17 protein-coding genes and 1 pseudogene are annotated in these 16,999 nt (G+C 72.7%); 14 read left to right on the top strand and 4 right to left on the bottom strand.

Annotation, left to right across the window (positions count from 1 at the left end):
* Positions 1–329: 329 nt before the first annotated feature.
* Together IE207_RS30255 and IE207_RS30250 are read right to left on the bottom strand one after the other, a co-directional pair.
* Positions 330–602, bottom strand: coding sequence for a hypothetical protein (locus IE207_RS30255; RefSeq protein WP_190187524.1), 273 nt, complete (start codon positions 600–602; stop codon positions 330–332).
* Between the two features lie 58 nt (positions 603–660).
* A complete protein-coding gene (locus tag IE207_RS30250) occupies positions 661–1,137 on the bottom strand; it encodes a GNAT family N-acetyltransferase (RefSeq protein WP_190187523.1) in 477 nt (158 codons plus the stop codon).
* Positions 1,138–1,173: 36 nt separating this feature from the next.
* Here IE207_RS30250 and IE207_RS34035 point away from each other — a divergent pair.
* Positions 1,174–1,791: pseudogene (locus IE207_RS34035) on the top strand (NAD-dependent epimerase/dehydratase family protein); the annotation flags it as partial.
* Positions 1,792–2,198: 407 nt separating this feature from the next.
* Here IE207_RS34035 and IE207_RS30245 read toward each other — a convergent pair.
* Positions 2,199–3,287, bottom strand: a complete 1,089-nt coding sequence (locus tag IE207_RS30245) for a ScbA/BarX family gamma-butyrolactone biosynthesis protein (RefSeq protein ID WP_190187522.1) — start codon at positions 3,285–3,287, stop codon at positions 2,199–2,201.
* A 606-nt stretch (positions 3,288–3,893) separates the two neighbouring features.
* On the opposite strand from IE207_RS30245, the gene IE207_RS30240 reads away from it, so the two are divergent.
* The 6 genes from IE207_RS30240 (at position 3,894) to IE207_RS30215 (ending at position 9,103) form a co-directional block, all read left to right on the top strand.
* A complete protein-coding gene (locus tag IE207_RS30240; protein ID WP_190187521.1) occupies positions 3,894–4,595 on the top strand; it encodes a ScbR family autoregulator-binding transcription factor in 702 nt (233 codons plus the stop codon).
* Between the two features lie 100 nt (positions 4,596–4,695).
* Entirely contained in the window at positions 4,696–5,358 is a 663-nt protein-coding gene (locus IE207_RS30235; protein ID WP_190187520.1) for a ScbR family autoregulator-binding transcription factor, read from the top strand.
* A 364-nt stretch (positions 5,359–5,722) separates the two neighbouring features.
* On the top strand, positions 5,723–6,559 hold the full coding sequence (locus IE207_RS30230) for an AfsR/SARP family transcriptional regulator (RefSeq protein WP_190187519.1): 837 nt from the start codon (positions 5,723–5,725) through the stop codon (positions 6,557–6,559).
* A 193-nt stretch (positions 6,560–6,752) separates the two neighbouring features.
* Positions 6,753–7,574, top strand: a complete 822-nt coding sequence (locus tag IE207_RS30225; protein ID WP_190187518.1) for an AfsR/SARP family transcriptional regulator — start codon at positions 6,753–6,755, stop codon at positions 7,572–7,574.
* A gap of 181 nt (positions 7,575–7,755) precedes the next feature.
* Positions 7,756–8,019 carry an actinorhodin polyketide synthase gene (locus IE207_RS30220; RefSeq protein ID WP_190187517.1) on the top strand — a complete coding sequence of 88 codons (264 nt, stop codon included), beginning with the start codon at positions 7,756–7,758 and terminating at the stop codon, positions 8,017–8,019.
* A gap of 91 nt (positions 8,020–8,110) precedes the next feature.
* Positions 8,111–9,103: an SRPBCC family protein gene (locus IE207_RS30215; RefSeq protein WP_190187516.1), complete on the top strand. Its 993-nt coding sequence runs from the start codon at positions 8,111–8,113 to the stop codon at positions 9,101–9,103.
* Between the two features lie 42 nt (positions 9,104–9,145).
* Here the strand turns inward: IE207_RS30215 and IE207_RS30210 are convergent, their stop codons facing one another.
* Entirely contained in the window at positions 9,146–9,745 is a 600-nt protein-coding gene (locus IE207_RS30210; RefSeq protein ID WP_229874154.1) for a ScbR family autoregulator-binding transcription factor, read from the bottom strand.
* 250 nt (positions 9,746–9,995) lie between these two features.
* On the opposite strand from IE207_RS30210, the gene IE207_RS30205 reads away from it, so the two are divergent.
* The 7 genes from IE207_RS30205 (at position 9,996) to IE207_RS30175 (ending at position 16,941) form a co-directional block, all read left to right on the top strand.
* A complete protein-coding gene (locus IE207_RS30205) occupies positions 9,996–10,766 on the top strand; it encodes a response regulator transcription factor (RefSeq protein WP_190187514.1) in 771 nt (256 codons plus the stop codon).
* A gap of 39 nt (positions 10,767–10,805) precedes the next feature.
* Positions 10,806–11,645: a hypothetical protein gene (locus IE207_RS30200; RefSeq protein WP_190187557.1), complete on the top strand. Its 840-nt coding sequence runs from the start codon at positions 10,806–10,808 to the stop codon at positions 11,643–11,645.
* A gap of 202 nt (positions 11,646–11,847) precedes the next feature.
* Positions 11,848–13,317, top strand: coding sequence for an FAD-dependent monooxygenase (locus tag IE207_RS30195; protein ID WP_190187513.1), 1,470 nt, complete (start codon positions 11,848–11,850; stop codon positions 13,315–13,317).
* 72 nt (positions 13,318–13,389) lie between these two features.
* Positions 13,390–14,055: a TetR/AcrR family transcriptional regulator C-terminal domain-containing protein gene (locus tag IE207_RS30190; protein ID WP_190187512.1), complete on the top strand. Its 666-nt coding sequence runs from the start codon at positions 13,390–13,392 to the stop codon at positions 14,053–14,055.
* Between the two features lie 33 nt (positions 14,056–14,088).
* Complete coding sequence (locus IE207_RS30185; RefSeq protein WP_190187511.1) at positions 14,089–14,421, top strand: TcmI family type II polyketide cyclase; 333 nt, start codon at positions 14,089–14,091, stop codon at positions 14,419–14,421.
* A 37-nt stretch (positions 14,422–14,458) separates the two neighbouring features.
* Positions 14,459–15,727, top strand: coding sequence for a beta-ketoacyl-[acyl-carrier-protein] synthase family protein (locus IE207_RS30180; protein WP_190187510.1), 1,269 nt, complete (start codon positions 14,459–14,461; stop codon positions 15,725–15,727).
* The gene (locus IE207_RS30175) at positions 15,724–16,941 is read left to right on the top strand and encodes a ketosynthase chain-length factor (RefSeq protein ID WP_190187509.1); all 1,218 of its coding nucleotides are present in this window, start codon (positions 15,724–15,726) and stop codon (positions 16,939–16,941) included. Before IE207_RS30180 ends, IE207_RS30175 begins: the two co-directional genes overlap by 4 nt.
* The last annotated feature ends 58 nt before the right edge of the window (positions 16,942–16,999 follow it).

The following is a 16,999-nucleotide window of genomic DNA, read 5'->3' as shown; positions in this document are numbered from 1 at the left end:
TGGCCGGTGCGGTGGGCCTGCGGCGGGCCTGCGGCGGGCGCCGGTCGGGGTGTCCGGCGTCTCGTTCCTCGCCGCGGCGGTGTTCGATGCCGGCTCCGGAGCCGGGCACAAGGCCGCCGGCATGGTGGCTGCCTCGCGCTCTGCGCCGGGTTCGTCGTTCTGGGCCGCGTCTTCGCCGGCCGTGGCCGGCGTGGGCGGGCGCGTGGCCGCACGGGTCGTACCGGTGGCGGTGGCAGCCGGCTTACCGGCCTCCGCCGTCACCGTCCTGGCCTTCGCCTCCGGCGCCGTGCTCGGGCCGGCGTGGCTGACCGCCGTGCTCGCCCGGGGCGTCAACGCGCCGGCCGGTCGTGCTCGCTCAGCGTCGGGCCGTTCATGCCGAGCAGGTCGCGTCCTTCGGTCGCGCGCTCCTCCCCGACCCGGTGTTCATCCGGTCCGCGACGGGGTCGGCCGCCTGCCTGGGCCATGCCGCGGCCAGCGCCGGCCCGCGTGTCGGTGGAGGCGCCGCCGACCACTTCGGGGTCGCAGAACGGGTGCGAACAGCCGCCGTCACGGTGCTCGGCGGGGCCGCCCGGGCCCTGTGCATCGTCCGCAGCCTTGCGCACCCTGGAACTGGTCTGCGTGGTCTCCTGCGGGCCGGGGCACGGCCGGCGGGGGCGGCGGCTAGGCGGACGGCGGGAGGTCGAGGACGCCGACGCGTTGGGTGCCGCTGAGTTCGCCCGTGGTGCGGAAGCCGAGGCCGAGGTAGAAGGGCTCGGGGCCGCGTTCGCCGGCGTGCCAGGTGACGTAGAGGCGCGAGCCGCCCGCGCGGCGGACCTCCTCGGCGACGGCACCGACCGCGAAGCGGCCGTAGCCCTTGCCCTGGTGGTCGGCTGAGATGTTCAGGCGCCACAGGCCCGAGCGCCGGTCGGCGGGGTTGCCGTCCCAGGGGAAGTCCAGGAACGCCATGACGAACCCCACCACTTCGTCCCCGTCGACGATGGCGCGGGGCCAGGCGAGCGGCCCGTAGACGTACGCCTCGGCGAGCGATTTCAGGACAGGAGAGACGAAGTCCTCCTGATACGCGTGGAGCCGCACCGCACACACCGCGTCGAAGTTATCGGTGGTCACCGGCGTCAGGCGGGGACTTGAGCTGGTCATATTCTCAGCCTACTTTCTTACCGCCAGGTGATCGGCATGCGCGGGATGGGGTATGACAGGACCAGGGCACATCCCGGTCCCCCGGTCATCCACCCCCAGTTCCCCGGCGAAAGGCTGTCGTTGATACCCGAACGGATCCTCGTGACGGGCGGCACCGGCTTCGTCGGCTCCCACGTGACACAGCGGCTGCGCACCACCGGCCCGGACGCCCCCGTGCTGCGGCTGTTGACCCACCACCGCCCCACCCCCGGCGACGGCGACGGCGGCGCACCGGCCGTCGAGACGGTGACCGGCGATCTCACCGACCCGGCCTCGCTGCGCGGGATCTGCGACGGCGTCACCACCGTCGTCCACCTCGCGGCCCGCATCGGCGGCACGCAGGAACAGTGCCGGGCGGTCAACACCGAAGGCACCCGCGCCCTGCTGGCCGAGGCCGCGCGCGCGGGCGTACGTCGCTTCGTGCACCTCGGCACCGCCGCCGTGTACCGGGACGAACCGCACCGGGGCGCGGCCGAAGGGGTGCCGGCCGAGGAGCCGTCCTCCCCGACCAGCGTCACGCGGCTGGCCGGGGAGCGGCTGGTGCTCGCGGCAGGGGGCACCGTACTGCGGCCGCACCTGGTCTACGGCCGCGGAGACACCTGGGTGATCCCCGCGGTGGCGGACCTCATGGGGCGCCTCCCGCACTGGGTGGACGGCGGCCGCGCCCGGATCTCGATGATCTCGGCGGACGCGCTGGCGGGGGCGGTGGCGGACCTGGCCGGGCTGCCGGAACTGCCCGCCGGACAGGTCCTGCACGCCTCCCACCCGGAGCCGGTGACCTGCCGTGAGCTGATCACCGCCGTGGCCCGGGCGCTGGACCTGCCGCTACCGGAGGGCGAGGTCACCTTGGGCGAGGCGCTGGAGCTGCTGGGCGGTGCGGACGATCCCGTCGTACGTCGCAGGCTGTCCCTGCTCACGGTCGACCACTGGTACGACAGCGGGCGGCTGTGGAAGCTGGTGGGGGCCGGACCCGGCCCGCGACTGGGGGAGGCGTTCGAGCGGTACGCATCCTGGTACCGGGATCAGAGGGCGGCGAGCACCGGGACGGCGGCGGTGGCCACGGGGGCGGGCGCCACGGTGACACCGGTGGCGAAGGCGGCCGCGGGCGCCGGGGGCAGGGTCTCGGGCCCGGCTGCGGCGGCGGACACCGTACCGGTGACCAGCGCCTCGAAGACCTTCACGTCGCCCTGACGGCCGACCACCTGCACGGTGCGGACGGAGGGGTCCGATGAAGGGGCCACCTCGGCTTCGATCCAGCAGGGGGCGTCGAGTTCGGCGTAGTTGAGGAAGGACGACTCGATCCCCGTGACGGTGAACGCGTCGGCCGCGAGGGTGCTGTACGCGGCCTGCCGGGCCGCCTCGACCAGGACCATCGCGGGGTGGTGGTCGTTGGCGTGCTCGAAGAGGATCGGGTGGCTCAGGTGCGGGCTGAGCAGCCAGCGGTCCGGCTCCCCGGAGGGGGCGAGTACGACGTCGATCGGCAGGAGCCGGCCGGCCTGGACCGCCGGGACCGGCGTCGCCCGGACCACCGGAGCGGTGGCGCTGCTGGTGCACTCACCGCGCAGCCGTCTGTAGACGGCGGGCGGGACGAAGCTGAAGAACGCGGTGCCGGTGGCCGCCACCCGGCCGTCGCGGCGGATGCTCACCTCGAGGAAACCGGAGAACCGGTTGCCCTTCCAGGCGAAGTCGCGGCACGAGGCGATGAGTTCCAGGTCGGTGGGGCGGGTTCCTATGAACAGCTGCTCGGGATCCGCCTTGAAGCCGAGGTTCCACAGCAGGGCGTTGTGCCCCAGCGGTACGCCGTACTCGGCGTGGCACAGCAGGAGCCCGGCCTGACGGATGGTCTCGCCGGCCTGGACGGGGTCGTGGCTGGTGCCGTCGGCGGTGGTGAAGAAGGTGTGGGCGCGGGGCCACTGGCCGTTGAGCAGGAAGAGGTCGTCCCCTATACGCCGGTAACCGGTCAGGAACACCTCCGCGACGGAGCTCCGGTGGACGTATTCCCTCGGTACCGTGCTCGTGAGCTCTGGAAGGTCGTTGCATCGCGCCCACTGTGCTCCTGATCCAGACAGGGGCTGCACCTGGGCGTCGGTCTGGAACGTCAGCAGGGTCATTGACCTCTCCACAGAGTCGTAACGACGGTTGGGGTGCTCCTGGTCCCCGCAAGATACGTACTCTCCGGTTTTGTTTGCAAGGTGGTTCGGACGCCCAGTTGTTACATGACCCGGGTCGCGGGGGTGCGGCCGCCGAGGCGTGGAAGCACCCCAACCCGACCCCTACCAGGCACGTTACGAACTGATCGCACTGCGTGGGACACGGAGGTCCCGTCCCAAGTGGGAGGCGGTATTCCGCTCCCTGGGTCGCCTGGCGAGGTGGGCCCGCCTGAAAAGTCCGTACCCCCTGCCGCCTGCGGAGAGTGCCTGCACCGGGCGTGACGGGGAAGGCGCGGCCGCGACTGGCGGGCCACTAACAAACCGATCAAGCGGTTTAGTATTTTCTTCAACGGTCGGGGAAGGGGTTCCCGCCGTGAGAGGGTCGCCGGTTCGCGTGTGAAGCGAGGCGACGGGAGGAGGCGCGTCGATGAAAGTGCCTCGAACTCCAGGTTGTTACCTGACGGGGGTTGATAAAATACGGACCTTCTGGTTCTTTTTAAAGTGGGGGGGCGGGGCATCTCCATAGAGGGCCCCTTGGTCGGTTTCCCACACATCACCGGAGGCATCGTGGCACGGCAAGAGCGTGCGGTCCGCACGCGGCGCGCAATCTTGGAGGCGGCCGCTGCCGTCTTCGACGAGCGGGGCTACGAGGCGGCGACGATCGCGGACATCCTCGCCCGGGCGGGCGTCACCAAGGGCGCCCTGTACTTCCACTTCTCCTCGAAGCAGGAACTGGCCCAGGGCGTCCTCGACGAGCAGATGGCCGAAGGCGGTGTCCCCCCGCGCGAGAGCAAGCTCCAGGAACTCTTCGACGTCGGTATGGTGCTCGGCCACCGCATGCGGCGCCACCCCATGCTCAGCGCCGGCGCGCGGCTGTCCCTGGGGCCCGACATGCGGGAGATCTTCGGCGGCGGTTCGGTACCCGCCTGGATCGAGGTCACCGAGCAGCGGCTGGCGCAGGCGAAGGCGCAGGGCGAACTGCTCCCCCACGTGGAACCCGCCGAGGCCGCCTGGATCATCTCCGCGGGATGGGCCGGCGTGCAGCTCTACTCCCAGACGCTGACGGGCCGGGCGGACCTCGAATACCGGGTGGCCTCGTTCTACCAGCACCTCTACCCCAGCATCGCGACGCCCGCCGTGCTCGCCCGCCTGGACATGGCGGCCGACCGCGGGGACCGGGTCGTGGCGGAGATCCGGGCATTGGAACTGGCCCTCGGGGAAGAGGAGGAGGCGGACCAGGCCCCGGTCAGGGAGTCGCTGGCTTCCTGAGCGGTCGAGCGGGACTCCGGGCCGGCTCGTCCGGCCCGGCCGACCATCATGATCCACACGTTCCCTGGGGCAAACCGCTGGTACGGTTTGTGGAGATGTCATGGTGAAGCAGGAGCGCGCGGCCCGTACGCGCGAAAGTCTGGTCCGCGCGGCAGCGGAGGTGTTCGCCGAGGAGGGGTACGAAACCGCCTCCATCGCCACCATCAGCAAGCGGGCCGGGGTCAGCACGGGCGGCCTGCACTTCCACTTCGGGAGCAAGGCCGCCCTGGGCGACGCGGTGGTCGAACGGGCGGCGGAGTCCCTGCGGATGATCACCGTCTCCCGGATCGCCGGGGCCAATTCCCTCCAGTCGCTGGTCGACTCGACCCACGACCTGGTGGCACTGCTGGGCCGGGACGCCGTCGTCAGCGCGGCGTTCGGGCTGGTCGCGGGCAACGGCGCCCGGTCGGCGGTGGGCCGCGAGCGCGGCTGGGCAGTGCGCCGGCAGTGGCAGCGGTGGGTCGAGGCCATGTTCCGGGAGGCGGCGGCGGAAGGGCTGCTGGCCGATGCGGTCTCGCCGCGGGACGCGGCCGCGGCCGTGGTGGCGGCGATCGTCGGCTTCGAAGTGCTCGGTGCAGACCGGCGCGAGTGGTCCTCGCGTTCCTCGCTCACCCGGTACTGGAACCTGATGCTGCCCCAGCTGGTGGCCCGTCACCGGCTCGGTGACGTGCTGGCGGGCGGGTCGGCCGAGCCGTCCCCCGTCCGGTCCGCCCGGGCCTCTTGAAGTCCGCACGGGTCCCGCGGGCCCCACGGATCCCACAGGTCTCCCGGGCCTCGTGAGGACCGTCCGGACCCGGTGCGCTGCTCCGGCCGGCCGGGTCCTGCGACCGGACCGCACGGTCGGGTTCAGGCCCGCTACGCCCTCCCTTCGGGATTCGCCCCGAAGGGATTTTTCATGGTCCGCGCCGGCTCCGAGAGCGCCTTGCAGGGGTAAACCCGCAGGTCAGCGACCGGACGGAAGAATTCAGGACAGTGTCCGGATCGAAACAGTACGAACGGTCTGGTATTGACAAACCGGCGATGCTGTTTTTTCCTCATTCCAGCGGGACTCAAGGACGCATCCAGGACCCAAGCAGGGGGAGCACGTCGTGGACATCGAAGTACTGGGCGCACTGGTGGTACGGGAGAACGGCATCTCCATCACCCCGACCGCCGCCAAGCCCCGGCAGGTCCTCGCCCTGCTCGCGCTGCACGCCGACCGGGTGGTCCCGGTGACCGCGCTGATCGAGGAGCTGTGGGGCGGGGAGCCGCCGCGCAGCGCCCGTACCACCTTGCAGACGTACGTGCTCCAGCTGCGGTCGCTGATCACCACCGCCCTGGAACGGGGCGGCGACGGCACGCGCACGGCCAAGGACGTCCTCGTCACCCTGCCCGGGGGCTACCAGCTGAACAGCGACGGCGGCACCAGCGACGTCCGCGAGTTCGACCGGCTCGCGGGCCTCGGCTACCGCGCCATGGACACCGGGGACCACCGCACCGCGGCGCGGCTGCTGCGCGAGGCGCTGGCCCTGTGGTCCGGCCCCGCGTTCGCGGACGTCGCGGGCGGCGTCCAGCTGGACATGGAGACCTGGCGGCTTGAGGAGACCCGGCTGTGCGCCCTCGACCGGCGCATCGAGGCGGACCTGCGGCTCGGCCGGCACCGCGAGCTGCTCGCCGAACTGACCGTCCTGGCCAGCCGCTACCGCACCCACGAGAACCTCCACGGCCAGTTCATGCTGGCCCTGCACCGCTCCGGGCGCCGCGGCGAGGCGCTCACCGCCTACCAGCGGCTGCGCACCAACCTCGTCGAGGAGCTGGGCATCGAACCCTCGGGCGCCCTGCGCGCACTCCAGCGCTCGATCCTGCTGGCCGACCCCGAGAACGCCGCCGACGCGCAGGAGGAGACGGCGCGTCCGGCGCGCAAGCGGCTGGTCCCCGCGGGCTGACGGCCGACGGGCTGACGGGCCCGGGCGGGCCTGCGGCCCCGGCGGGCTGACGGTCCGGCACACGGCTCTCGGAGCGCCGCTCGACAGCGGCTGGAGATTTCGGGGACATCGCACACCGCGCCGCTACCGTGCTCGCGTCGAATGCTGACAGCCGTGAGCATCTCGACCCATTCCGGAGGGGAGACGGGAGACCGTGAAGATTCAGGTTCTGGGACCGTTGAACGCAGAAGTCAACGGGGGATCGATCGTTCCTACGGCGGGCAAGCCGCGCCAGATCCTGGCGCTCCTCGCGCTCCACCCCGGGCGGGTGGCGCCGATCCCCACCCTGATGGAAGAGATCTGGGGCACCGAACCGCCGCAGAGCGCGCTCACCACCTTGCAGACGTACATCCTCCAGCTGCGCCGGCGCCTCGGCACGGCCATGGGCCCCGGGGGTCCCGGCTCCGCCAAGGACGTACTGACCACCCGGCACGGCGGCTACCTGCTCCAGATCCCGCCGGAGAGCGTCGACGTCCACGAGTACGAGCGCCTCGTGGCCGACGGCCAGAGCGCCTTCGAAGCCGGGGACGACGAGCGCGCCGCCGGGCTGCTGCGCAAGGCGCTCGCACTGTGGGAGGGGCCGGCGCTGGTCGACGTACGGGTCGGACCGGTCCTGGAGATCGAGGTGCTGCGGCTGGCGGAGAGCCGGCTGGTGACCACCGAGCGGCGCATCGACGTGGACCTGCGACTGGGCCGGCACACCGAACTGCTGGCCGAGCTCGCAGAACTGATGGCCCGTCACCCACAGCACGAGGGCCTGCACTCCCAGGCCATGGTGGCCCTGTACCGCTCGGGCCGGCAGGCCACCGCACTGGACGTCTACCGCAGGCTGCGCACCCGGCTGATCGACGACCTCGGGGTGGAGCCCTCGCACCAGCTCCAGCGCCTGCACCAGGCGATGCTGCGGGTGGACCCCGCCCTGGACGTGGCGGCGGGCCCGCGCCGCAGCTCGACCTTCGATCTGTACGCGGCGTAAGCAGGACGGGCGCCGAAGGACGGGCGCCGCCGGACCGTCGCCCCACCGGCGGCGGTGCTCAAGCAGCGCCGCACGGGCGCTCGAGGAGGGCTCGACCGTGCCCGGCCAGACTCTGCTCGGCCCGGCACGCCGGGCCGAGGGGGGCGGGGGGACCGCTCCCGCAGGAGGAGAAAGGTAGGCCATGGACCGGCTGGAACTCACCGGCCTGACCCGCATCCTGCGGTTCTGGGGAGGCGAGGAGGAAGGCGTCGAACTGAACGAGGACGCCCTCGACCTCTACTGGGTGGAACTCGGCTACGACTGTCTCTCCGTCCTGCAGACCACCGGCTACATCGAGCGGAAGTTCGACATCCTCATCGACGGCGAGCTGCTCGAACTCGCCGACACCCCGAGGCGCTACCTCGCCCTCGTCAACAGCGTGCTCGGCGCACGCGCCGCCGTCTGACCTCCACCCTCCAGCGGGGCTCCGGCAGGGTTCGAGCGCGATTCCGGCGGCTTGGGACAAGGTCTGCGTCAAGCGTTGGAGGAGGTGTCCGATGTCTTTGAAGCCAGTACGGCCTGTGGGGCCGGCGCAGCACCGGACGTCTTGTGCGGTCGATGCCGCCGCCCCGGCCGGTGTCCTGTACGCACTGGTCGCCGACACCGCCCACTGGCCGCTGTTCCTGCCCCACGCCCTGCACGTGGAGCCGCTGGACGCCGACGGGGACCGGGACAGGTTCTGCCTGTGGTCCGCCCCCGAGGGGAGCGCCGTGACGTCCTCGCGCTGGAGCCGGACCCTCGACGCCGGCGCGCTGCGGGCCGGCTTCCGCCGGGAGGATCCCCAGGCCCCCTTCGCCCCGGTGTCCGGCGAGCTGAGCGTGAGCACACTGGCGCCCGGCTGGTCGAGGCTGACGCTGGAGCAGGAGAGCACCCTCTGCGGAGCCCGGACGGCGGCCACGGACCGGGCGCTCGCGGCCGCCGGACGGGCCGTGCGCGGCGCACTGGACGGACTCAGGGCGGCGGCCGAGTGCTGGACGGCCCTCGACGGGCTGCTGATGACCTTCGAGGACCGCGTACGGGTAGCCGGATCGGGCGAGCAGCTCATGGAGTTCCTGTACGGCGTGGACTCCTGGCCCGGCCGCGTCCCGCACGTCCTGCGCGCCGACGTGAGCGAGGAGCGGCCCGGGGTACAGCGCGCAGCCCTCGTCCAGGTGGACGGCGACGGCTCCGCGTACACCACGGAGTCGGTACGGGTGTGCTTCCCGGCGGCCGGACGCATCGTCCACAAACAGACCCGGCCGCACCCCTTGCTGGCCGCGCACACCGGCGAATGGTCGGTGCTGCCCGATCCGGTGGCCGGGTGCACCGTGGTGTCCCGGCACTCCGTCCTGCTGGACGGGCGGGCACTGGAGCGGGTGCTGGGGCCGGGCGGGGACCCGGCGTCGGCACGCCGCCACGTCCGCGGGCTGCTCGGGCGGCAGAGCGCGGCCGTCCTGGGCCCGGTGCGGCCGCCGGCGGGCGAGGCGGCCCGCACCCTGCGCTCGGTGTGAGACCAGACCTCGAGCGACCCTGTACGGGCCCTTCGAGGATCCTCAGAGGTCCAGCTTGCGCAGCGCCTCCGGGTCCGCCAGGCAGGGCAGCACCACGTTCCAGAAGCCGGTCAGGGTGCGCCGGGAGAGCCACTGGGGGTCGTCCCGGCCCAGTAGCTCGAAGCCGATGGTCGCCGCCACCACCATCGCGGCGGCGTGCCGCCGGCACAGGCCCGGCAGCAGCGTGTCCTCGGCGTCCGCCTCCTTGAGCAGCCGGTACACGTACGCGTGCCATTCCTCGCGCAGGTCGTACACCGTCGGGTAGAGAACCTCGTGGCCGAGCTGGAAGCCCGCCCGGGCCACCACGTCGGACAGGAGCGCGTGGGCGAGCGCCAGCGAGCTGTCGGCGAGAGCCTGGAGGGCCGAGGTCCGGCGCGCGTACACCTCGCGGGCCACCGTGCGCAGGGAGCCGGCCGCCGCTGCTTCGACGGCCGCCGCGACGGCCGCCTTGTTCTCGAAGTGGAAGTGCAAGGCGCCCGGGGTCACTCCCGCTCCCGCGCTGATCATGTTCAGCGTCGCCTCCGCGTATCCGCGCCGTCCGAACACCGTGGCAGCCGACTTGATCAGTGCCTGGCGGGTCCGGAGGGCGCGCTCCTGTTTCATCACGCTTGCTCCTATGACAGTTACCCCCTTATTAAACCGTCTCGTTGGTATTGTCCAGCGCTTCATGCTCCGGCAAGGTGGGACGGATACCTGCGGAGCGCGCGGGAGCCTGCCTGTCTCGTCACCCCGTTTAACCCCTTTGTGGCGTGTCTCGCCAGGGTTTGAGGGGTAATCAGATCTTTGACAAACCGACGAAGCGGTTTGTATGTTCGTTGACGTTGACTCAACAGAGCTTGAGGACGGGGGGCAGATGAACCAGCGTTCCATGGCTGTGCTGGAACCTCACACGGTCGCTGCAGGAGTGAACGGAGGGCTCTCCCTCGCGGAGGGTCTGAGAACGCAGGCGAGCGGACCCGCCCAGTCGGCGCTGTGGCGCATTCTCATCGTGGAGAGCAACGCCGTCGAGGCCGAGACCCTGGCGCGCGGCCTGCGCCGCCACGGGCACGAGGTCGACATCGTCGCAACCGGCAGCGAGGCGCTGCGCAGTTACACCGACGCCGACCTCGTCCTGCTCGACCTGGAACTTCCGGACCTGGACGGGCTGGAGGTCTGCCGGGGCATCCGTTCCGCCCATGAGATCGCCGTGATCGCGGTGACCGCGCGCGGCAGCGAACTGGACCGCGTACTCGGCCTCCAGGCCGGCGCGGACGACTACCTCGTCAAGCCCTACGGGTTCCGCGAGCTGATGGCCCGGATGGAAGCGGTCATGCGCCGGGCGCGCCCGCCGCGTCCGGTGGCCGCCGCCATCACCGCCGGACCGCTGCGGATCGACGCGGGGACCCGGGAGGTCACCTTGGACGGGGAGCCCGTCGAGACCACCCGCAAGGAGTTCGACATGCTCTACCTCCTGGCCTCCCACCCCGGCACCGTCATCCCGCGCAAGCTCCTCATGGAGCAGGTCTGGGGCGACTCCTGGTCGCGCCGGACCGTCGACACGCACGTCAGCACGTTGCGCAACAAGATCGGCGCCGGCTGGATCATCACGGTCCGCGGCGTCGGCTTCCGGTTCGGCCACGGCTGAGCCCGGTCCACGACAGGGCCTCGCAGAAGGGGGAACGACATGACGGTGACGGCTCTTTGCCACGGCGAGGGCTGCCGCGGCGGGCAGGCCCGGCGGCGCACGTCCGCGGGCACCCGGCTGTGCCGCCAGTGCCGGGACCACTTCGCCGCGGGACTCGCCGAACTGGCCCACCTCCACGAGGAGTGCGGCCGGATGCTCGGCGGGGGCGCCCCCGGCAGCCTGCGCGAACGCACCACCGGAGGCGACCTGCCCGGCCTGCCGTTCAACGCCGCCGCCGCCGACGTACGGGCGCGCATCGTCTCCGTCCTCGGCTCGTGGAGCGGCCTGGTCGCCCAGCAGCGCGGGCTGGCCGCGCCGCCCCGTACCGCGACCGCCCTCACCGCCTTCCTCCTACGCCACACGGACTGGCTCGCGGCGCACCCGGCGGCGGCCGACGCCAGCGAGGAGGTGGCCCGCCTGGTACGGGCCGGACGCCGCGCGGCCTTCCCCGACCCCGCCCGCAGCATCCGGCTGGGCGCCTGCCCGGAACCGGACTGCGCCGGAGCCCTCGCCCTCGCCGCCCACGCGGGCGAGCCCGACGCCGGCCGCGTGATCGCGTGCGACGCCGATCCGGCCCACCGCTGGACCAGCGACCGGTGGAGCGAGCTGAGCCACTCCATGGACCGCGTCGACTCCGGGCGGCCGACGGGCGCCGCCGCCGCGCCCGCCGAACGCTGGCTGGCCGGCGCCGACATCGCGCAGCTGTGGCAGGTGCCGATGGGCACCGTCTACCGGCTGGCGAGCGAGGAGCGGTGGCGCCGCCGCAACCGCGCGGGGCGCACGTACTACAACGAGAACGACGTCCGTTCCTGCTTCAGCCGCCGCGCCGCACGCCGCTGACCACACCGCCCGCGCAGGGTCCGGGGCCGTGCCCCTGACCTGTCCTTGACATGCTCTTGGCCGTCCTCCGAGGCTGTGGACCGGCTCTTGTGGAACCTGACCGAGTCCTGAATCCAGCGCCATTGAATGCCCGTTCGCATCCGAAGAACCTTGTAGTCAAGATCCGGTGCACTGTCTCCGGAGGCGAATTCAAGGAGACGTGATGGACGCACCGGTCATCGTCGTCGGCGCGGGACCCACGGGAATGATGCTCGCCGGCGAACTGCGGCTCGCGGGGGTCGACGTCATCGTTGTGGAGCGGCTGGAACGGCGTACGGGCGAATCCCGCGGCCTCGGCTTCACCGCCCGCACCCTGGAGACCTTCGACCAGCGCGGCCTCCTCGCCCGGTTCGGCGAGATCGAGACCAGCACGCTCGGCCACTTCGGCGGTCTGCCGCTGGACTTCGGCGTGCTCGGCGAGACGACGTGCCGCGCCGCCAAAGCGGTGCCGCAGTCGGTCACGGAGACCCGCCTGGAGGAATGGGCCACCGGCCTCGGGGCCGACCTGCGGCGCGGCCACGAGGTGCTCTCCGTACGCGACGACGGCGACGGCGTCGAGGTGGAGGTGCGCGGCCCCGCCGGGACGCACACCCTGCGCGCCGCCTACCTGGTGGGCTGCGACGGCGGACGCAGCACCGTACGCAAGGCGGCCGGATTCGACTTCCCCGGCACGTCGGCGACGACGGAGATGTACCTCGCCGACATCAAGGGCGTCGACCTCAAGCCCCGCATGATCGGCGAGACCCTGCCCGGCGGCATGGTGATGGTGGGACCGCTGCCCGGCGGCATCACCCGGATCATCGTCTGCGAACGCGGCACACCACCGCGCCGCCGCGAGGGCCCGCCGCCCTTCGCGGAGGTCGCGGCCGCCTGGCAGCGGCTGACCGGCGACGACATCTCGGCCGCCGAGCCGGTGTGGGTGAGCGCCTTCGGCGACGCGGCCCGGCAGGCGGGCGAGTACCGGCGCGGCCGCGTACTGCTGGCCGGCGACGCGGCGCACATCCACCTCCCCGCCGGCGGCCAGGGCATGAACACCGGCATCCAGGACGCCGTGAACCTGGGCTGGAAACTCGCCGCCGTGGTCCGCGGCGACGCCCCGGCCGGCCTGCTCGACACCTACCACGGCGAGCGGCACCCCGTCGGCCGCCGGCTGCTGATGAACACCCGCGCCCAGGGACTGCTCTTCCTGAGCGGCGCCGAGGTACAGCCGCTGCGCGACACGCTCGGGGAACTCATGGCGTACGAGGACGTGGCGCGCCACCTCGCCGCCATGGTCAGCGGCCTGGAGATCGCCTACGACGTCGGCAAGGGCACCCACCCGCTGCTGGGCCGGCGCATGCCGCGCCTGGAGCTGGCCGGTCCGGACGCCGCCGCCTCCACCACGGAGCTGCTCCACCCCGCCCGCGGCGTGCTCCTCGACCTCGCGGACAACCCGCGGCTGCGGCAGCGCGCCGCGGCCTGGGCCGACCGGGTCGACATCGTCACCGCCACGCCGCGCGGCATCCCGGCGGACGAGGAACTGCGCGACACCACGGCCCTGCTGATCCGCCCCGACGGATACGTGGCCTGGGCGGCGCCCGGCAGCCACCACGACCTGCCCATGGCGCTGGAACGCTGGTTCGGCACTCCCTGACGACGCCCCGCACCACTGGCCGGCCGCGCACCCGCCGGCCGGACGAGCACGTCACGAGGAGGAACCCGGAACATGGCCATGCCGCGAGCGACGTCGGCCACCCTCGAGCGCACCCCCCGGCCGCCGGACGGAGCGGCCGACGAGCGCCGCGCCGTCGTCAGGGCCGCCCGCACCGTGCTGGCCCGCGAGGGCTGGAGACGCTGCACCGCCGAGGCCACGGCCGCCGAGGCGGGCGTACCGCTGGATGCCGTACGGCGGTGCTTCCCCGACCACGAACAGCTGCTGGTGGGCGTGCTGCTGGACAGCTCCGTCTCCGTCGCGGCCGCCCTCGCGCAGGTCGCCGAGAGCTGCCTGGCGGAGATCACCGACCTGGAGCAGGACCTCATCGCGCTCGGCCGGGCCTGGCTGGCACCGCTGGAGGCGTTCCGCGAGCACTTCGCGATCGTGCGCCATGTCAGCGCCGAGGTGACCCGGCTGCCGGTCGAAGCCGTCGAGAAGTGGCAGGCGGCCGGCCCCCGCCAGGCACGCGGCGAGCTGGCCCGCAGGCTGCGCGGCGTCGCGGCCCGCGGACTGCTCGACATCCCCGACGCCGACCAGGCGGCGGAACGTTTCATCCTGCTGGTCCCCTCCGGTGTCGTCCAGCGCTCCTTCCTCGGCGCCCTGCCCGTGCCGCGCGCCGAGGCCGAGGCGCTCATCGCCGACGGCGTCGCGGACTTCATCCGCCTGTACCACCCCTGAACCGCTCCCCGACGCACGGAAGAGAGAGACCAGATGACGCACAGCAACCTGATCGTGGCCCGGATGGACAGCATGTCCAGCGAGCAAGTGGCCCGCCTCTTCACCGAGTTCGACCAGACCGACATGCCCCAGCGGATGGGCACCCTGCGCCGGCGGCTGTTCATGTACAAGGGCCTCTACTTCCACCTCCAGGACTTCGCGGAGGACGACGGCGGCCGGCGCATCCAGGAGTCCCGCAACGACCCCCGCTTCATGAAGATCAGCCACGACCTGCTGCCGTTCATCCAGCCGTACGACCCGGCGACCTGGCGCACCCCCGCCGACGCCATGGCCACGCGCTTCTACGACTGGACGGCGTCCGAGTGAGCAGCCGCCACGCCGACACGAGGGGAGGGCCGTACCGGTGGCTCGCCGGGTAGTGATCACGGGGGTCGGAGTGCTGGCGCCGGGAGGCACCGGCACCGGGGCCTTCTGGCGCATGCTGAGCGAAGGGCGCACCGCGACGCGGGAGATCACCCTCTTCGACGCCTCGGGCTTCCGCTCCCGGGTGGCGGCCGAAGCCGACTTCGACCCGCGGGCGCACGGGCTGACCCCGCGGGAGATCTGCCGCATGGACCGCGCCGCACAGTTCGCCGTGGTGGCGGCCCGCGAGGCGTTCGCCGACAGCGGGCTGGCCCTCACCGGGCTCGACCCCCACCGCACCGGAGTCAGCCTCGGCACCGGCGTCGGCGCCCCGGGCGCGCTCGACCGCGAGTACCGCGCCGTCAGCCACGACGGCCGGCTCGACCTGGTCGACCACACCTACGCCTCGCCCGGCCTCTACGACCACTTCGTGCCGAGCTCCTTCGCCGCCGAGGTGGCCTGGGCCGTCGGCGCGGAGGGCCCCGTCACCACCGTCTCCACCGGCTGCACCTCGGGGATCGACTCGGTCGCCCACGCCGCGGACCTGATCCGCGAGGGCAGCGCCGACGTGATGGTCACCGGTGCCACGGACGCGCCGATCAGCCCGATCACCCTGGCCTGCTTCGACGCCATCAAGGCGACGACCACGTACAACGACCAGCCGGGAACCGCCTCCCGCCCCTTCGACGCCTCCCGCAAGGGTTTCGTACTGGGCGAGGGCGCCGCCGTGTTCGTGCTGGAGGAGCTGACGGCCGCACGCCGGCGCGGCGCGCACGTCTACGCGGAGATCGCCGGGCACGCCGCCCGCTCCAGCGCCTTCCACATGACCGGCCTGCGCCCCGACGGCCGCGAGCTGGCCGAGGCCGTCACGGTCGCCCTGGACGCGGCACGTCTGCACCCCGCGGACATCGACTACGTCAGCGCGCACGGCTCGGGCACCCGGCAGAACGACCTCCACGAGACGGCCGCGTACAAGCTGGCCCTCGGCGAGCACGCCCACCGGATCCCGATGAGCTCCATCAAGTCGATGATCGGGCACTCGCTCGGGTCGGTCGGATCGATGGAGATCGCCGCCTCCGTCCTCGCGATGAAGCACCACGTGGTGCCGCCCACCGCCAACCTGCGCACTCCCGACCCCGAGTGCGACCTCGACTACGTCCCGCTCCACGCGCGGGAGCACCGCACCGACGCCGTCCTCACCGTGGGCAGCGGATTCGGCGGGTTCCACAGCGCGATGGTGCTGACCCGCCCCGACAGGAGGACCGCATGAGTGCCAGGACCCTGGTCACGGGCATCGGGGTGGCCGCCCCGAGCGGACTCGGCGTGGAGGACTTCTGGGCGGCGACCCGGGTCGGGAAGAACGCGATCGGCCCCGTCACCCGCTTCGACGCCTCTTCCTACCCCTCCCGCCTGGCGGGCGAGATCCACGGCTTCGACGCCAGGGAGCACCTGCCCGGACGGCTCGTACCGCAGACCGACCGGGTCACCCAGCTGGCGCTGGCCGCCGCCGACCACGCCTTCGCGGACGCGGGGGTGGCGCCGGGGGACATCGACCCGTACGGCATGGGCGTGGTCACCGCGGCGGGCTCCGGCGGCGTCGAGTTCGGCGGCAACGAGCTGCGCAAGCTCTGGGGCCGGGGCGCCAAGCACGTCAGCGCCTACCAGTCCTTCGCCTGGTTCCACGCCGCCAACAGCGGACAGATCTCCATCCGCCACGGTCTGTCCGGGCCCTCGGGAGTCGTCGTCAGCGACCACGCCGGCGGCCTCGACGCCCTTGCGCAGGCCCGGCGCCAGATCCGTGCCGGCGGCAGGCTGACCGCCACCGGCGGCTTCGACGCCCCCGTCTCCCCCTGGGGCTGGGCGGCCCAGCTCGCCGGCGGCATGATGTCGGCCGGCGCCGAACCCGAGCGCGCCTATCTGCCCTTCGACGAGGACGCGGCGGGCTACGTAGCGGGGGAGGGAGGCGCCCTGCTGGTCCTGGAGGACGAGGACAGCGCCCGCTCCCGCGGCGCCCGCACCGTCTACGGCGAACTCGCCGGGTACGGGGCGACCTTCGACCCCCGGCCCGGCAGCGGGCGCGAACCCGGCCTGCGCCGGGCCATCGACACCGCGCTCACCGACGCCGGCTGCCACCCCGCCGAGGTCGACGTGGTCTTCGCCGACGCCGCCGGCACCAAGCGCCTCGACCGCGAGGAAGCCGAGGCCATCACCAGCGTGTTCGGACCGCGCGGCGTGCCGGTCACCGCGCCGAAGACGACGACGGGACGGCTGGGCGCGGGCGCGGCTCCCGTGGACGTCGTCTCGGCGGTGCTCTCCATGCGGGAGGGCCTGATCCCGCCGACCACCAACGTGGAGCTGTCGCCCGCCTACGACCTCGACCTGGTCGCCGTACGCCCGAGGACCGCCTCGGTGCGCACGGCCGTGGTCCTCGCCCGCGGCCGCGGCGGCTTCAACTCCGCCGTCATCGTCCGCGCCGTCGACTGACGGCGCCCGAGCCGGCGCCCGGCCACACCGCCGGACCCGCCGGATCCGTCCGATACAC

This window comes from Streptomyces cirratus, assembly GCF_014650775.1.
In the GTDB taxonomy this organism is placed as follows: Bacteria; Actinomycetota; Actinomycetes; order Streptomycetales; family Streptomycetaceae; genus Streptomyces; species Streptomyces cirratus.
The sequence above is the reverse complement of the archived record's forward strand: the minus strand, read 5'-3'. Positions and strand labels throughout refer to the sequence as shown.